Source organism: Paludibacterium sp. B53371, from assembly GCF_018802765.1.
Lineage (GTDB): Bacteria > Pseudomonadota > Gammaproteobacteria > Burkholderiales > Chromobacteriaceae > Paludibacterium.
In genome coordinates, this window is sequence record NZ_CP069163.1 from 865111 (window position 1) to 880520 (window position 15410).

A 15410-nucleotide genomic window follows, 5' to 3' on the forward strand; every position below is an offset into this window, starting at 1 on the left:
GGCCTAGTCCGGCAGGCTCAGGCCCAGTTCATTGAGGATTTCGCGCGCGGCGCGGAAGGCCTCGACCGCCGCCGGTGCGCCGGCATAGACCGCGCTGTGCAGCAAGACCTCGCGAATTTCCACCAGACTGGCGCCGTTGTTCAGCGCGCCACGCACATGACCTTTCAGTTCGGTGCTGCGTCCCAGGGCGGCCAGCATGCCACAGGTGACCAGACTCCGGGTTTTCAGGTCGATGCCTTCTCTTTGCCAGGTACTGCCCCAGGCATGTTCGTTGAGCCAGTCCTGTAGCGGGCGGGAAAATCCGTCCTGCTGACTCATGGCGCGCTCGACAAATGCCTCGCCCATGACGGCGCTGCGACGGGCTTGTCCGGCCTGACGATCCTGTTCGCTCATGAGGTGCTTGCCTCGCGTGAAGTGAGTTGTTGTTGCCAGACGTCGAGTAGTCGTGCGCATTGCGCCTCGGTGCCGATACTGATGCGCAGGTATTGCTCGATGCGGGGCTGCCTGAAGTGTCGCACCAGGATGCCTTCGCGGCGCAGGTCGGCGGCCAGGGCGGCGGCATCATGCCGGGGGTGGCGCACGAACAGGAAGTTGGCGGCCGAGGGCAGGACCTCGAAGCCGAGTGCCTGCAGGCCCTGGCGCAACTGTTCCCGATTGTGCATCACCTGGCGGCAGGTACGGCGGAAATAGTCTTCGTCTTCGAAGGAGGCGATGGCGCCGGCGATGGCCAGACGGTCCAGCGGATAGGCATTGAAGCTGTTCTTGATCCGTTCCAGGGCTTCGATCAGGGCCGGGTGGCCCATGGCATAGCCGACGCGCAGGCCGGCCAGTGCCCGTGATTTCGACAGGGTGCGCACGACCAGCAGGTTGGGGTGCTCTGGCAGCAGGGCGATGGCGCTCTCCCCACCAAAGTCGATATAGGCTTCATCGATGACCACGACCTGATCCGGGTGCTCGTCGAGCAACTGGCGGATGTCGTCCAGGGTCAGCAACTGGCCGGTCGGGGCATTGGGGTTGGCGAGGATGATGGCACCGGCCGGCTGGCGGTAGTCTGCCACGCGGATCGCCAGTTGCGCATCCAGCGGCACCTGGCGATAGGGGATGCCGTACAGCGCGCAATAGACCGGGTAGAAGCCATAGCTGATGTCCGGCATCAGCAGGGGCTGCGGTTTTTTCAGCAGGGCCTGGAAGACGGTGGCCAGGACTTCGTCCGAGCTGTTGCCGACGAAGATCTGGGGGGTGTCCAGCTGGTGATGGCGTGCGATCTGTTGCTTGAGTGCGCGTGCATCCGGGTCGGGGTACAGGCGCAGGCTGTCATCGCTGGCCGCCTGGATGGCGGTCAGGACGCCCGGTGCCGGCCCATAGGGGCTCTCATTGGTGTTGATCTTGATCTGGATGGGCTGTTGCGGTTGCTCGCCGGGCTGATAGGGGGTGAGCTGATGGACCAGTTCGCTCCAGAAGCGGCGCGGGTCGCTGTCTGCCGCCGGCTGCTGCCGGGCCTGGCGAATCACCCCTTCCTTGTCCGCCGGTTGCCAGCCTTCCGGCTTCAATACCTTGCCGTCGGCCCGGCGTACCACCTGGCCATTGACGGCCTTGCGCAGGTTGGCCTGGTGGATGGCCCGGGTCATGGCCTCAACCGGCATGCCCTGTGACAGCAGCAGGCCGACCAGCACGTTCAGGACATCGACGCCTTCGGCGGTCAGTTCGGCCATCAGGCGCGTGCTGGTGGCTTCGTCGCGGTGATCATCGGCCTGGTAGTCGGCCAGTGCCTGCTGAAATTCGGCCCATTCCTCGGCCAGCATGGTCTGCCACATGGCGAGGTTGTCCGGGGCAAAGCGCGGTGCGGGCGGAATCGGCAGATCAAAGCGGCTGATGAATTCGCGCCGCAGGGCAAACAGGTCGCTCATGCCGCGCTCCCCGCCAGGGCGGCCAGGCGCTCGAAGTAATCCGGGAAGGTCTTGGCGACACACTTCGGGTCGTTGATGGTCACCGGCGCCCCCATCAGCGCCACCAGCGAGAAGCACATGGCCATACGGTGGTCGTCGTAGGTGTCGATTTCGGCGTGCGGCGTCAGGACGGCCGGCGGGGTGATGCGGATGTAGTCCGCGCCTTCTTCGATCTGGGCGCCGACCTTGCGCAGCTCGGTGGCCATGGCGGCCAGACGGTCGGTTTCCTTGACGCGCCAGCTGGCGATGTTGCGCAGCGTGCTGGTGCCGTCGGCGGCCAGGGCCAGCATGGCGACGGTCATGGCGGCGTCCGGGATGTGATTCAGGTCGATGTCGATGGCGCGCAGGGTGTCACCGGCACGGGCTTCAATCCAGTTGTCGCCGTAGCGGATGTCGGCCCCCATCAGGTTGAGCACCTCGGCAAAGCGCACGTCCCCCTGAATGCTGTTGGCTCCCACGCCCTCGACCCGTACCGGGCCGCCGGCCAGGACGCCTGCCGCCAGGAAGTAGGAGGCGCTGGAGGCGTCGCCTTCCACCACGATCTCGCCCGGCGAGACATAGTGCTGCCCGGCCGGCACGGTAAAGGTTTCCCAGCCCTGTTGCTGGACATCGACGCCGAAGCGGCGCATCAGATTGAGCGTGATGCTGATGTAGGGCTTGGAAATCAGTTCGCCTTCGACGCGCAGGGTAGCGGCATGGCCGGTCAGCGGCAGTGCCATCAGCAGGGCGGTCAGGAACTGGCTGGAGACCGAGCCTTTGACGCTGATGTCGCGCTCGGTGTTGATGCTGGCCGGCGCGATTTCCAGCGGCGGGAAGCCCGGCTGACCCTGGTAGCGGATGTCGGCACCCGCCTGGCGCAGGGCATCGACCAGATCGCCGATCGGCCGTTCGTGCATGCGCGGCACGCCGGAAAGATGATAGTGGCCCTGCATCAGGGCCAGGGCGGCCGTCAGCGGGCGGAAGGCGGTGCCGGCATTGCCGAGGAAAAGGTCGGCGGAACGGACCGGAAAGACGCCGCCGCTGCCGCTGACACTGAAATCGCGCGAGTCGCCGTGTCGGGTCACGCTGACGCCGAGCAGTTGCAGGGCGTTGAGCATGTGCCGGATGTCATCCGAGTCGAGCAGGTCTCGCACCAGGGTGTCGCCGCCGGCCAGTGCCGCCAGCAGCAGCGTGCGGTTGGAAATGCTTTTGGAGCCGGGGAGTTTCAGGGTGCCGGACAGGCGGGGAATGGCGGCGAGAGACAACTGTTCCATGGTGGATCGACTCGGAAAAATATGAAAATTGACTGTTCACTCTACCCGTCAACCCGGTCAGGTGCAAATCAGACCTATTCCCGTTTGGCGTGAGGCAGGCCGAGGCGGCGACGCAGGCGATCCCTGGCCAGCCGGCTGGTGGCGGTCAGTAAATTGAGCAGGGAAACCGGTGCCAGGGTGACCAGGCCCTGCCCGTCCAGATAGGCCGGGTTGTGCTGCAGGAAGAAGCGTACCGCCGGGCGCGGGGAGCTGCGCCAGTGGTGATGATCGGCCTCGTTGTCCAGTGTGCGCCAGCCGACCGGTACGACCCGAGGCAGGGGGGCTTCTGCCGCGTGGTATCCGAAATGGCTCAGGCAGTCTTGCAGGACGCGGCGGACGTCGGCGGGGAGGCCCTGTTCCGGCCTTGGCCAGAGCTGGCGGGCATAGCGGTGGCACTGCAGATAGCTGGAGGGGTGGATCAGGGTGGCAAAGAAGTGGATCGGCGTGGCGGGATGGCGCAGGCGATAGCCCAGCAGCCGGGCCAGGATGAAGGGGGCCAGACTGTTGCCGCCGCGGTAGGCCGGCAGCAGTCCGGCCTGCGAGCGCATGATACAGACCCGGCGGCCCGGCTGTTCGATGTGGAAGAAATGTACCGCGCAGTAGCCGATGACCTGACCGAGCCGGTTGATGCGCACTTGCAGATAACTGTGTTCCGCCTGGTTCTGCAGGACCTGGCTGCGGAACAGTGAGGGCGTGCCGCCACCGAAAATGCGCTGGTGTACCGGAAACAGCAGGTCGAGAAGGCCGTCGATCTCCCCGTTGTCGAGCGTGCGCAGATCGAGATTGCTATAGAGCGATGGGCGCGCCATGGCGTCTGTCCTGTCGGTGATGGAAAGTGCCATGCATTCTGACTTGAGAAATTATTTTGTCGATGACAAATGGTTTGGTTGACAAGCCGGTGCAGAGGGGGGTGGGTCTGTGTGAACCTGTCAAGCCAGTACTAACAATGTATAATGTCGCGCTTTATCCGGAGCTGCTTGCATGAATATCCCTGTGATTGCCATTGATGGCCCTTCCGCATCGGGCAAGGGAACTGTCGCAGCCCGGGTGGCTGAACAGCTGGGCTTTCAGTATCTCGACTCCGGTAGTCTGTACCGGCTGGTGGCATTGCATGCCCTGCGCACGGGAATTGACTGGTGCGATGAGGCGGCGCTGGCTGCGGCGGCCCTGAGCCTGCCGGCCGAGTTTCGCCATGGCGCAGTGTTGCTGGCCGGCAACGATGCCGGCGAGGCGATTCGCGCCGAAGAAATCGGCATCGGAGCCTCGCGGGTCGGGGCGCTGCCAGCCGTGCGCGCCGCACTGCTGCAGCGTCAGCGCGATTTTCGCCAGGCACCCGGCCTGGTGACAGATGGCCGTGACATGGGGTCGGTGGTGTTCCCGGATGCCGATCTGAAGGTTTTTCTGACCGCCAGTGCGGAAGAACGGGCCGAACGACGTTATAAGCAGTTGATCGACAAGGGAGAATCTGCTAATCTCCCGCAGATTCGGCAGGACATTATCGATCGCGACCGGCGTGACGCCGCGCGGGCGGTAGCCCCTCTCCGACAAGAGCCGGATGCCTTCTTGCTCGATACCACCCAGCTCAGCATCGACCAGGCGGTCGAGCAGGTGCTGCAGTGGTACGCCGACAAGGCTTCCGGCGACTGATTTTTTGCAGGTTGCCCCGATGCATGGTGTGTCGGGGTGTATGACAAACCCTAACCCGCATGCCGTGAGGCATGCAAATGTGAGTACTCTTAATGACCTCCCTCACCATGGAAAACTTTGCCCAGCTGTTCGAAGAAAGCCTCTCTCTTCACGACATGCGCGTAGGCGAAGTGATCACCGCTGAAGTGGTTGCCGTTGATGGCAATTTCGTGACCGTCAACGCCGGCCTGAAGTCCGAATCCCTGATCCCGGTTGAAGAATTCAAGAACGACAAGGGCGAAGTTGAAGTCGCCGTCGGCGATTTCGTCACCGTGGCGATCGATGCACTGGAAAACGGCTTCGGCGAAACCAAGCTGTCGCGTGAAAAGGCCAAGCGTCTTGCTGCCTGGGTTGAACTGGAAGAAGCGCTGGAAGCCGGCACCATCCTGGGCGGCCTGATCAGCGGCAAGGTCAAGGGTGGCCTGACCGTCATGGTCAACGGCATCCGTGCCTTCCTGCCGGGTTCCCTGGTAGACGTTCGTCCGGTGAAAGACACCACCCCGTACGAAAACAAGCAGATCGAATTCAAGGTCATCAAGCTGGATCGCAAGCGCAACAACGTGGTTGTTTCGCGCCGCGCCGTGCTGGAAGCGACCCTGGGCGAAGAGCGCAAGGCGCTGCTGGAAACCCTGAAGGAAGGTGCTGTCGTCAAGGGTATCGTCAAGAACATCACCGATTACGGTGCCTTCGTCGACCTGGGCGGCATCGATGGTCTGCTGCACATCACCGACCTGGCATGGCGTCGTGTGAAGCACCCGTCCGAAGTGCTGGCTGTTGGCGATGAAGTCGAAGCCAAGGTCCTGAAGTTCGACCAGGAGAAGAACCGCGTTTCGCTGGGTCTGAAGCAACTGGGCGAAGATCCGTGGGTCGGCCTGAGCCGTCGTTACCCGGCCAGCACCCGCCTGTTCGGCAAGGTGACCAACCTGACCGACTACGGTGCCTTCGTTGAAATCGAACAAGGTATCGAAGGCCTGGTACACGTGTCCGAAATGGACTGGACCAACAAGAACGTACACCCGTCCAAGGTGGTTCAAGTTGGCGACGAAGTCGAAGTCATGATCCTCGAGATCGACGAAGACCGCCGTCGTATCAGCCTGGGCATGAAGCAGTGCATGGCCAACCCGTGGGACGAATTCGCCCAGAACTTCAAGAAGGGCGACAAGCTGAAGGGCGCGATCAAGTCGATCACCGACTTCGGTGTGTTCGTCGGCCTGCCGGGCGGCATCGATGGTCTGGTACACCTGTCCGACCTGTCCTGGACCGAAACCGGCGAAGAAGCCGTCCGTCGCTTCAAGAAGGGTGACGACGTGGAAGCCGTGGTGCTGTCCATCGACGTGGAAAAGGAACGCATCTCCCTGGGCATCAAGCAACTGGAAGGTGATCCGTTCAACAACTACGTTGCCATGAACGACAAGGGCGCTCTGGTCAAGGGTACCGTCAAGGCGATCGATCCGAAGGGTGCCGTTGTGGCCCTGGAAGAAGACGTTGAAGGCTACCTGCGTGCTTCCGAAGTGGCTCGCGACCGCGTTGAAGACATCCGCACCCATCTGAAGGAAGGTGATGAGGTTGAGGCTGTGATCATCGCTGTGGATCGCAAGAACCGCTCGATCAGCCTGTCGATCAAGGCCAAGGATGCTCAGGAAGAAACCGCTGCCCTGAAGGGCCTGCAGTCCGAGAACGTGACTGCCGGTACCACCAACCTGGGCGCGCTCCTGAAGGCCAAGCTGTCCTCCGGCAATAGCGCAGAGTAAGCGGCAAAATGACCAAGTCTGAGCTGATTGCGAGACTGGCTGAACGCCTGGCTGAGCGCAATTCTCAGTTGGTCTACAAAGACGCTGAGCTGGCCGTCAAAACCATCCTGGATGCGATGGCCAGCAACTTGTCCCAGGGCGAGCGCATCGAGATTCGCGGTTTCGGTAGCTTCGATCTGAACTATCGTCCGCCGCGAGTCGGGCGCAATCCCAAATCGGGAAGTAGCGTCTCGGTTCCTGAGAAGTATGTTCCGCATTTCAAGGCGGGCAAGGAACTGCGTGAACGCGTCGACCTGTCGCTGGAATTGCAAACGCCGGTTCGGGAACCCTCCTGAGGGTTGCCAAACCGATCCGCCTGCCGGATCGAAAACAAACCCCGCCTTTGTGCGGGGTTTGTCATTTTTTGCCCGCTCACCGCGAGCGCGGCCAGAACTTTCCCTGCGTGGTCAGGACTATTGACGTGCTTTTGCCTTGGTTACAGGCAAACCCACAGAAACCCATGTCCGAGAGAAGAATCATGCAGAGAAACAGGATGAGCAAACTGATTTGGTTGGTGTTGTTGCTGGCAGGTTGCGCCAGCCCCAAGGCGACGGTCATGCGCTACGAGACGGCCATCGTCTCGCAGTACTATGCCGATTCGCCGCAGGAGGCGGAGAAGGTGGCCCTCAAGTCGGCGCAGGAATATTGCCATCAGCGTGCGGGCGAGGTGGTGCTGGTCAGCAACGAGACCAGTTACAAGGGGGAGATGAATCAAACCATTAATACCGCGCTGAGCAAGGCCGGTAGTGTCATTCCCCTGGTCGGACTGCTGACGGAAGACAAGCCTTATCAGGCCAAGCTGACCTTCCGTTGCCAGTAGCGGTGCCATATCAGCCCTCTGTGTCGCGGCGCAGAGGGTTTCGGGCGTTTTGTGCGCCAGTCAGGGCATGAATTGCATGTTCTTTGATTAGACGGACTTGGGTTGCTTACCATGATCGTTTAAACTTGCGAATTAGTCTCTTTCAGCAGAGGAAATCCATGCGTTACCTACTGAGGATCGTCGAGCTGGCGTTGCTGGTGTTGTTGATTGCCATCACCGTGCAGAACAGCCACATCGTCGAGTTCAAGTTGTTCTTCGGGCAAAGCTGGAGCGCACCGCTGATCGTTTTTCTGCTGGGCTTTTTCATTGCCGGGGCTGCAGTCGGTCTTCTGGCAACCTTCACTTATTACCTGCGGATGCGACGCGAGCTGTCGCAGCTGAAAAAAGAACTGCGTCAACGGCCGCAAGGCCAGGTTGAATCCGACCCGAGCGACGCCCTGGCGGATTGATATCACGACACGCTGAGCGATCCCGCACCCGAAAAGGAAGCTGTTTTTGGAACTCGATCTCTGGTGGCTGTTGCTGCTACCTGTGTTTTTCTCATTGGGCTGGCTGGCTGCCCGCGTCGACATGCGCACGGTGCTCAAGCAGGCCCGGCAGGTGCCTGCCGGTTTCTTCCGTGGTCTGGATGCCCTGGTTGAAGACAAGACCGATGTGGCCGCGCGTGCCCTGGCCGAAGTGGCGCGTGAACAGCAGCAATCCGGGCTGGAGCTGCAACTGACCCTGGGCAAGTTGTACCGCAAACGGGGCGAAAATGACCGTGCCATCCGGCTGCATCAGCGCCTGCTCGACAGCAGCGACTTGCCGGTCGAGCAGCGCGACAAGGTGCGTTTCGAGCTGGCTCAGGATTTTCGCAAGGCCGGACTGGTGGATCGCGCCGAAGAGATTCTGCTGAAGCTGCTCGGCGGCAATATGGGGCTGGCCGCCCGTCGTCAGCTGCTGGATATCTATCAGCAGGACCGTGACTGGCAGAAGGCCATCGAAACGGCGCGCGAGCTGCAGAGCGATGTGCATTCCTTCCAGCACGAAGTGGCGCAATTCCATTGCGAGCTGGCGCAGGGCGAGCTGTACAAGTCGCATTACGGCACCGCACGCGAGCATGCCCTGGAGGCACTCAAGATCAATCGCAAATGCGTCCGCGCCAGCCTGTTGCTGGGCGACATCGAATTTGCCGAGGGCCAGACCGAGGCGGCCATTGCCGCCTGGCAGGGGATCGAGAAGCAGAACTACGAATACCTGTCGATGGCTGCCGAGCGGCTGTTCGATGCCTATGAAAAACTCGGGCGACCGCAAGAGGGGATTGCCCTGCTGCGTGGCTATCAGAAAACCTTCCCCCAGCTGGACATGACCGACATGCTGTACCAGAAGCTGTGCAGCTTCGGTAATGAGGCCCAGGCGCTGGAGTCGGTGCGCGAAGCGGTACAGGCACGCCCCTCGCTGTCGGGCGTCTATCGTCTCATCGAGGCCCAGATGGATGCCCTGTCGCCGGAAGGGCGCATGGATGCCGAAGTGGCCCGTGCCCTGATCGCCAAGCATGCCCAGAGACTGTCGGTGCATACCTGCCGCTGCTGCAATTTCCGTTCGCGTGCCTTCTTCTGGCATTGCCCGGCCTGCGGCGAGTGGGAAAGCTTCACCGCCAATCGTTCGGAAACCCACTAAACCTGGACGCACACACATGAACCCATTGCTGTCGGCCGAACTGGCGCTGGAAACCCGCTCCCCGGTCATCGTGGCGCTGGACTTCCGCGATGCCCATGCTGCGCTTGATTTTGCCGCCCGTCTTGATCCGGCGGACTGTCGGGTCAAGGTCGGCAAGGAGCTGTTTACCGCCTCCGGGCGTGAGCTGGTGGAAAGCCTGGTGCTGCGTGGCTTCCAGGTGTTTCTCGACCTCAAGTTTCACGATATTCCCAATACCGTGGCCCAGGCCTGCGCCATGGCGGCCGATGCCGGGGTCTGGATGGTCAACGTCCATGCCGGTGGCGGCCGGCGCATGATGACGGCGGCGCGCGAAGCACTGGCCAATCTGAGCCAGCGACCGCTGCTGATCGGCGTGACGGTGCTGACCAGCATGGAGGCCGCAGATCTGGCCGAGGTCGGCATCAGCGTCAGCCCGGAAGAGCATGTCATGCGTCTGGCGACCCTGACACAAGATTGCGGCCTGGATGGCGTGGTGTGCTCGGCACAGGAAGCGCAGCTGCTCAAGGCCCGCCTTGGTCCCCAGTTCAAGCTGGTGACCCCGGGTATCCGTCTTTCCGACAGTGCGGCAGATGACCAGCGCCGCGTCATGACCCCGACGGCCGCGCTGGCCGCCGGCGCCGACTATCTGGTGATCGGCCGTCCGATCACCCGCGCCGACCAGCCTTTGCAGGTCCTGCGCAAAATCAATTCCGACATCGAACTCTTCAGAAAGAAACAATCATGAAAATTACGGTTATTGGTTCCGGCTACGTGGGCCTGGTCACTGGCACCTGCCTGGCCGAAGTGGGCAACCATGTTTGCTGCCTCGACCTGGACGCCAAAAAAATCGCCACGCTGAAGCAGGGTGGCATTCCGATCTTCGAACCGGGCCTGGATGATCTGGTCCGCCGCAATGTCGAAGCCGGCCGTCTGACCTTCACCACCGACATCGCCGAATCCGTGGCCTTTGGTGAAGTGCAGTTCATCGCCGTCGGCACGCCGCCGGATGAAGACGGTTCCGCCGATCTGCAATATGTCATTTCCGCCGCGCGCAATATCGGTCGCCACATGACCGATTACAAGGTGGTGGTTGACAAGTCGACCGTGCCGGTTGGTACCGCCGACAAGGTCAAGGCGGCACTGGCCGAAGAGCTGAGCGCCCGCGGCATGGCCATTCCGTTCTCGGTGGTGTCCAATCCGGAATTCCTCAAGGAAGGTGCCGCGATCGAAGACTTCATGAAACCGGACCGCATCGTGGTCGGCGCCGAAGATGAGCGCGCCATCGACACCATGCGTCGTCTCTACTCGCCGTTCCAGCGCAACCATGAGCGTATTTTCTTCATGGACGTTCGTTCGGCCGAGCTGACCAAGTACGCCGCCAACGCCATGCTGGCTACCCGCATTTCCTTCATGAACGAACTGGCCAACCTGGCAGAAACCCTGGGCGCCGACATCGAACTGGTGCGCAAGGGCATCGGCTCCGACCCGCGTATCGGCTATCACTTCCTGTACCCGGGCACTGGGTATGGTGGCTCCTGCTTCCCCAAGGACGTCAAGGCCCTGATCAGCACCGGCAAGGAAAACGGCCACACCCTGCGCGTACTGGAGGCCGTTGAAGAAGCCAACGAGCTGCAGAAGCACCGTCTGGTCGAGAAAATCGAAAAGCGCTTCGGCACGGATCTGAGCGGCCACCGTTTCGGCATCTGGGGGCTGGCTTTCAAACCGAATACCGACGACATGCGCGAGGCCGCCTCGCGGGTCATCGTGCATGAACTGACCGCCCGTGGTGCCGAAGTCGTGGCCTATGACCCGGTCGCCATGGAAGAAGCCCACCGCGTGATCGGCGACAATCCGCGCGTACGCTTTGCTCACGACATGATGGAAGCCGCCGAAGGCGCCGATGCCCTGCTGATCGTCACCGAATGGAAGATGTTCCGCAGCCCGGACTTTGATCTGCTCAAGAAAGTGCTCAAGACGCCGACCATCTTTGATGGTCGCAATATGTACGATCCGCAGTGGGTGCGTCAGCAGGGTTTTGATTACCAGGCCATCGGTCGCTGAGGACACGCATGAGTCTGCTGCAACAACTTTCCCTCGAGCCGGCCAGTCTGTCGGCTCGTCTGGCCGGTGCCCGTGTGCTGGTGGTGGGCGACGTGATGCTGGACCGCTACTGGTTCGGTGATGTCTCGCGCATTTCGCCGGAAGCGCCGGTGCCGGTGGCCCGCATTGCCCGCATGGAAGAGCGTGCCGGCGGGGCGGCCAACGTGGCCCGCAATATCGTCAGCCTCGGCGGTCAGGCCACCATCCTCTCGGTGGTGGGCGACGACGAGGCCGCCACGGCGCTGGAGCGCCTGCTGGTCGAGAAGGGGGTCAACACCTCCCTGCAGCGCGACGCCAGCATCTCCACCACCATCAAGCTGCGTGTGGTGGCCCGGCAGCAACAGCTGATCCGGCTGGACTTCGAAGATGCGCCCAGCCACGAGATCCTGGCGGCCAAGCTCGACGAGTATGAAAAAATCCTCGCCGACCACGATGTGGTGATTCTGTCCGACTATGGCAAGGGCGGGCTGACCCATGTGGCCAAGATGATCGAACTGGCGCGGGCGCACGGCAAAGCCGTACTGATCGACCCCAAGGGTGACGACTACAGCAAATACGCCGGCGCCACGCTACTGACCCCGAACCGCAGCGAATTCCGCCAGGTGGCCGGCAGTTGGCGCGATGATGCCGAACTGGCCCGCAAGGCCGAAACCCTGCGCGCCGAATTGAATCTCGATGCCCTGCTGGTGACCCTGAGCGAAGCCGGCATGACCCTGTTCAGCGCCAGTGGCGCCCTGCACCAGCCGACCCTGGCGCGTGAGGTGTATGACGTTTCCGGTGCCGGCGATACCGTTATCGGCACGCTGGGCCTGATGCTGGCTGCCGGTCTGCCGCTGCCGCAGGCCATGTCGCTGGCCAATGCCGCCGCCGGCATCGTGGTCGGCAAGCTGGGCACCGCCGTCTGTCGTCAGGAAGAACTTTTTGCGCTGCAAGCCTAAGGAGCAGACATGACTATCGTTGTTACCGGCGCGGCCGGTTTTATCGGTTCGAACATCGTCAAGGCGCTGAACCAGCGTGGCGAGACCGACATCATCGCCGTCGATGATCTGACCCGTGGCGATCAGTTCCGCAATATGGTCGATTGCGACATCAGCCACTATCTCGACAAGCATGACTTCATGATGATGCTGGCCGAAGGCGAGCTGGATGGCGAACTGCGTGCCGTGATCCATCAGGGTGCCTGCTCCGACACCATGAATCACGACGGCAAGTACATGATGGAAAACAACTATCAGTACACCCTGTCGCTGTTCAATCACTGCCAGGGCGAGGCCATTCCCTTCCTGTATGCCTCCAGTGCCGCGGTCTATGGCGCCGGGACCACCTTCGTCGAGCAGCGCGAACACGAGTCGCCCCTCAACGTCTACGGCTACTCCAAATTCCTGTTCGACCAGGTGCTGCGCCGGCGCATGGCGGATGGCCTGACTGCCCAGGTGGCCGGCTTCCGCTACTTCAACGTCTACGGCCCGCGCGAACAGCACAAGGAGCGCATGGCCTCGGTGGCCTTCCACAACTTCAACCAGTACCGCAAGGAGGGCAAGGTCAAGCTCTTTGGGGGCTGGGATGGCTGGGGCGACGGCATGCAGAGCCGTGACTTTGTCTCGGTGGAGGACGTGGTCAAGGTCAACCTGTTCTTCCTGGACCACCCCGAGTTGTCGGGCATCTTCAACCTCGGTAGTGGCCGGGCGCAGCCGTTCAACGACGTCGCCGTGGCGACCGTCAATGCCTGCCGCCGTCATGAAGGCCTGCCGGCGCTGAGCCTGGATGAGATGGTGGCGCAGGGGCTGCTGGAGTACATCCCGTTCCCCGACGCGCTCAAGGGCAAGTATCAGAGCTTCACCCAGGGCGACATCAGCAAGTTGCGCGACGCCGGTTACACGGCACCGATGCTCAACGTCGAGCAGGGTGTGTCGCGCTATGTCGACTGGTTGATCAGCAAGGAATAAGCCCCGGGCCGGATGCCTCATCCGGCTTTTTTTATTCTGGAGCCACCGGTGTTCAAAACCCTCGAAGATTACGTCGGCCAGACCCCTCTGGTCCGGCTCAAGCGCCTGCCTGCCGGGCGCGGCAATACGCTGCTGGTCAAGCTGGAAGGTAATAATCCGGCCGGTTCGGTCAAGGACCGTCCTGCACTCTCCATGATCCGTCGTGCCGAGGCGCGTGGCGACATTCGGCCTGGCGATACCCTGATTGAACCGACCAGTGGCAATACCGGGATTGCCCTGGCCATGGCGGCTGCGATGATGGGCTATCGCATGATCCTCATCATGCCGGAGAACTCGAGTGCCGAGCGGGTGCAGACCATGCGCGCCTATGGCGCCGAGGTCCTGCTGACCCCGGCGGCGCAATCGATGCCCGGTGCCATTGACCTGGCACGACAGATGCAGTCGGAAGGTCGCGGGCTGATTCTCGATCAGTTCAGCAACCGGGATAACCCCGAGGCCCACTACGAAGGAACAGGTCCGGAAATCTGGCAGCAAACCGATGGCCGGATTACCCACTTCGTCTCCAGCATGGGCACTACCGGCACCATCATGGGGGTCAGTCGCTACCTCAAGCAGCAAAATCGCGACATCCAGATCATTGGCGTCCAGCCCGAGCCGGGCAGCCAGATTCCCGGCATCCGCCGCTGGGAAGATGATTATCTGCCGAAGATCTGTGAGTTTCAGCGCATCGATCGCCTGATCCTGATCGACCAGCAAAGGGCAGAAGACACCGCCCGCCGCCTGGCGCGTGAAGAGGGCATCCTGGCCGGCCCTTCCTCCGGCGGCGCGCTGGCGGTGGCCTTGCAGCTGGATGCCGAACTGGAAAATGCCGTCATCGTCAGCATCGTCTGTGACCGCGGCGACCGCTATCTGTCGACCGGCCTGTTCGCCTGAAAGGAAATCCATGGCGCAACATGCCTATTCCCCTGCCGAGAGCGGCCAAAGCCCCCGGGCCTGGTACCAGGCTGCCCTGGCGCGCGACGGTTTCATCCATGATCCGGCACAAGCCGCTGCCATCGAGCGGCTGACCGACCTGTGGCAGCGCCTGCTGGAGTTCAAGGCCCGGCGCGACCGCTTTCTCGGGCGCAGCCTGCGCAATCCGCCGGTGCCCAAAGGGCTGTATCTGTGGGGAGGGGTAGGGCGCGGCAAGAGCTTCCTGATGGATGCTTTTTTCCAGTGCGTTCCCTACCGGCGCAAACGCCGCGTGCATTTTCACCACTTCATGGCGGAAGTGCATCGCCAGCTGCAAACCCTGACGCAGGAGACCGATCCGCTGCTGATCGTGGCGGATCGCATCGCCAAGACCACCCGGCTATTGTGCTTTGACGAGTTCCACGTCAGCGACATCGCCGATGCCATGATCCTCTACCGCCTGCTCAGTGCCATGTTCGAGCGGGGTGTGGTGCTGGTGGCGACCTCCAACTACCCGCCCTCGGGGCTTTACCCCAATGGCCTGCAGCGTGACCGCTTCCTGCCGGCCATCGCCCTGATGGAGTCGCAGCTGGAAGTGATTACCGTGGATGGCGGCAATGACTATCGCCTGCGCGAACTGGCGCGGGCGGACTTGTTTCAGGTGCCGGCCGATGCCGCCGCTGAAGCCAGCATGGATGCCATGTTCAGCCGACTGACGCTCGAAGCCACCCCGCTGGCCAACGACATCGAGCTGTTCGGTCGGCACATCCCGCTGCGGCGTCATGCTCCCGGAGTCATCTGGTTCGACTTTGCCGCCCTGTGCGGCGGTCCGCGCTCACAGACCGACTACCTGGAAATTGCCCGCGACTATCACACCGTCTTCCTGTCCGGCATCCCGGCGCTGAGCGCCGCCCAGGCGGCCGAAGCGCGCCGTTTTACCTGGCTGATCGATGTGCTGTACGACCACCGGGTCAAGCTGGTGGCGTCTTCGGCCGTGCCGGCCGAGCAGATCTATGTGGATGGTGTGCAGGCCAGCGAATTCTTCCGCACCGCCAGTCGCCTGACCGAGATGCAGACCGACAGCTACCTGGCCTTGCCCCACCTGGTCGACGAATTTCAGCTCGACCCGTCCCGCAGTGTCGCCCTGTAAGCCGCCACCCCATCACCCGGGGTCAGGTCTTGTTTTTTGCATCGAGATGCAA

16 protein-coding genes are annotated in these 15410 nt (G+C 62.2%); 12 read left to right on the top strand and 4 right to left on the bottom strand.

Annotated features, from left to right (window positions below; all coding sequences use genetic code 11):
* Positions 1-3: 3 nt before the first annotated feature.
* From JNO51_RS04125 to JNO51_RS04145, 4 genes are all read right to left on the bottom strand, one after another.
* Complete coding sequence (locus JNO51_RS04125) at positions 4-393, bottom strand: carboxymuconolactone decarboxylase family protein (RefSeq protein WP_215781712.1); 390 nt, start codon at positions 391-393, stop codon at positions 4-6.
* On the bottom strand, positions 390-1907 hold the full coding sequence (gene hisC, locus JNO51_RS04130) for a histidinol-phosphate transaminase (RefSeq protein ID WP_252346183.1): 1518 nt from the start codon (positions 1905-1907) through the stop codon (positions 390-392). Before hisC ends, JNO51_RS04125 begins: the two co-directional genes overlap by 4 nt.
* Entirely contained in the window at positions 1904-3199 is a 1296-nt protein-coding gene (gene aroA, locus JNO51_RS04140; protein WP_215781714.1) for a 3-phosphoshikimate 1-carboxyvinyltransferase, read from the bottom strand. Before aroA ends, hisC begins: the two co-directional genes overlap by 4 nt.
* Positions 3200-3273: 74 nt before the next feature.
* Positions 3274-4047: a hypothetical protein gene (locus tag JNO51_RS04145; protein ID WP_215781717.1), complete on the bottom strand. Its 774-nt coding sequence runs from the start codon at positions 4045-4047 to the stop codon at positions 3274-3276.
* A gap of 172 nt (positions 4048-4219) precedes the next feature.
* Between JNO51_RS04145 and cmk the strand changes: the two genes are divergently transcribed.
* The 12 genes from cmk to zapE all read left to right on the top strand — a co-directional run bounded on the left by cmk (position 4220) and on the right by zapE (position 15358).
* Entirely contained in the window at positions 4220-4885 is a 666-nt protein-coding gene (gene cmk, locus JNO51_RS04150; RefSeq protein WP_215781719.1) for a (d)CMP kinase, read from the top strand.
* Between the two features lie 107 nt (positions 4886-4992).
* Positions 4993-6675 (top strand): 30S ribosomal protein S1, encoded by a 1683-nt coding sequence (gene rpsA / locus JNO51_RS04155; RefSeq protein ID WP_215782656.1) that lies wholly within the window; start codon positions 4993-4995, stop codon positions 6673-6675.
* Positions 6676-6683: 8 nt separating this feature from the next.
* Complete coding sequence (locus JNO51_RS04160) at positions 6684-7010, top strand: integration host factor subunit beta (protein WP_215781722.1); 327 nt, start codon at positions 6684-6686, stop codon at positions 7008-7010.
* 197 nt (positions 7011-7207) lie between these two features.
* The gene (locus JNO51_RS04165) at positions 7208-7534 is read left to right on the top strand and encodes a hypothetical protein (RefSeq protein ID WP_215781724.1); all 327 of its coding nucleotides are present in this window, start codon (positions 7208-7210) and stop codon (positions 7532-7534) included.
* 158 nt (positions 7535-7692) lie between these two features.
* On the top strand, positions 7693-7983 hold the full coding sequence (locus JNO51_RS04170; RefSeq protein ID WP_215781726.1) for a lipopolysaccharide assembly LapA domain-containing protein: 291 nt from the start codon (positions 7693-7695) through the stop codon (positions 7981-7983).
* Positions 7984-8029: 46 nt separating this feature from the next.
* Complete coding sequence (lapB, locus tag JNO51_RS04175) at positions 8030-9193, top strand: lipopolysaccharide assembly protein LapB (protein ID WP_215781729.1); 1164 nt, start codon at positions 8030-8032, stop codon at positions 9191-9193.
* 16 nt (positions 9194-9209) lie between these two features.
* Positions 9210-9956, top strand: coding sequence for an orotidine-5'-phosphate decarboxylase (pyrF, locus tag JNO51_RS04180; RefSeq protein ID WP_215781731.1), 747 nt, complete (start codon positions 9210-9212; stop codon positions 9954-9956).
* Entirely contained in the window at positions 9953-11272 is a 1320-nt protein-coding gene (locus tag JNO51_RS04185; RefSeq protein WP_215781734.1) for a UDP-glucose/GDP-mannose dehydrogenase family protein, read from the top strand. The genes pyrF and JNO51_RS04185 overlap by 4 nt, the downstream gene beginning before the upstream one ends.
* Positions 11273-11280: 8 nt before the next feature.
* Entirely contained in the window at positions 11281-12249 is a 969-nt protein-coding gene (gene rfaE1 / locus JNO51_RS04190; RefSeq protein WP_215781736.1) for a D-glycero-beta-D-manno-heptose-7-phosphate kinase, read from the top strand.
* Positions 12250-12258: 9 nt separating this feature from the next.
* A complete protein-coding gene (rfaD, locus tag JNO51_RS04195) occupies positions 12259-13257 on the top strand; it encodes an ADP-glyceromanno-heptose 6-epimerase (RefSeq protein WP_215781738.1) in 999 nt (332 codons plus the stop codon).
* Between the two features lie 12 nt (positions 13258-13269).
* Positions 13270-14190: a cysteine synthase CysM gene (gene cysM, locus JNO51_RS04200; RefSeq protein ID WP_338621165.1), complete on the top strand. Its 921-nt coding sequence runs from the start codon at positions 13270-13272 to the stop codon at positions 14188-14190.
* A gap of 10 nt (positions 14191-14200) precedes the next feature.
* Positions 14201-15358: a cell division protein ZapE gene (zapE, locus tag JNO51_RS04205; RefSeq protein ID WP_215781740.1), complete on the top strand. Its 1158-nt coding sequence runs from the start codon at positions 14201-14203 to the stop codon at positions 15356-15358.
* The last annotated feature ends 52 nt before the right edge of the window (positions 15359-15410 follow it).